This is a genomic window from Hydrogenivirga sp. 128-5-R1-1, assembly GCF_000171895.1.
In genome coordinates this window covers 1-1,435 of sequence record NZ_ABHJ01000358.1, presented here as the reverse complement: position 1 = coordinate 1,435, position 1,435 = coordinate 1, and the positions used below count along the sequence as shown (strand labels likewise).

The 1,435-nt window shown below is 30.7% G+C and carries 1 protein-coding gene and 1 pseudogene; both read right to left on the bottom strand.

Annotation, left to right across the window (positions count from 1 at the left end):
* Window positions 1-1,168: pseudogene (locus HG1285_RS01650) on the bottom strand (DNA-directed RNA polymerase subunit beta'); the annotation flags it as partial.
* A 50-nt stretch (window positions 1,169-1,218) separates the two neighbouring features.
* Window positions 1,219-1,435, bottom strand: a 217-nt coding sequence (locus HG1285_RS01655; protein WP_008289340.1) for an RNA polymerase subunit beta, incomplete at its 5' end; no start/stop codon positions are given.

Below are 1,435 nucleotides of genomic sequence, written 5' to 3'. Positions count from 1 at the left end.
TAACATCTAAAATCATCCATTCAGGTTTGTTTCCAGATTTTATAAATCCTTCAATTAATCTTAATTTTCTGATTAATTTTTTGAGTTTTTGCTCTGCCACTTCTTTCAAAATGGTCTGTCTAACCGTATCTTTAATAACGTCAAATAGAGGAATATCTTTATTCTTTTCTCTGTATTTTTTGTAAAGTTCTTCAATAGCCTGAGAACCTGTTAAACATACAAAAGCATCTTCTCCATATTGTGCTTTTAAGTCTTCAATTTCCTCTTTATGGACTATTTTTCCAGGCTCAAGATTTGTATCTTTAGGGTCTACTATTACATAATAATCTTTAGATATAACTGCATCTATTTCTTTATCTGTTGGATAAACTTCTCCAAATTTAATTCCAAATTCGGAAAGTTTCCTTGCTATTTCTGTTATTACCTTTTTATAAAGTCTACCTTGTTTTTCTTTAAATGAAGCATCAAGCTCATCAAACCCTATTCCATAAGTTTTAAGTTCTTTTTTTACTTTAAAAGCATAAGCTTCTAAATCAAGTCTTGAAAGTACATCTTTTACCTTTTCTGCACCCATTCCATATTCATATCTGTCTGAGTGCTCATACTCATATTCCTCTCTAAATTCATCTTCTGATTTTACATATATTTTTACCCATTTAGTAAGTCCGCCATCCATAAATGGAATAGTTGTTGGGTCTTTTTCAAATTCTTCTTCTTCCTCTTCCGTTTCAGGACTTTCTATAATTAAGTAAGATTCAAAATATATAACTCTTTCAATATCTCTTGATGTTAACCCAAGTAAATTACCTAATTTGGAAGGCGTTGATTTTAAATACCATATATGAGCCACTGGAGATGCAAGCTCTATATGTCCAAACCTTTCTCTTCTAACATCTGACCTTGTAACTTCAACTCCACATCTATCACATATAGTTCCTTCATACTTTTTCTTTTTATATTTACCACATAAACATTCATAATCTTTTACAGGTCCAAATATTTTTGCACAGAATAAACCGTCTTTTTCAGGCTTTAATGTTCTATAGTTTAATGTTTCTGGTTTTTTAACTTCACCATAAGACCAGGAACGTATTGTATCACTTGAAGCTAGTGTTAATCTTATGCTGTCAAAAGGAATAAGTCCCTTAGCTCTATCTTTCTTTATCAAGGTTAAAACCTCCTAATAATAATAAAAGGAAAGGGCATTAAGCCCAAGCACTATATTTCAAAATCTTTTTTCTTAGAAATTATATCAACCTGGTCACAGGCTTTTATTTCACCGTCTTCCATTTTACAATTCACATCAAGAGCTAATGCTTTTAATTCTCTTACTAAAACTTTAAATGACTCAGGTATTCCAATATCGTAATGGTATACACCTTTTATAATAGACTCATAAACTCTTTTTCTTCCTTCTATGTCGTCAGATTTAACT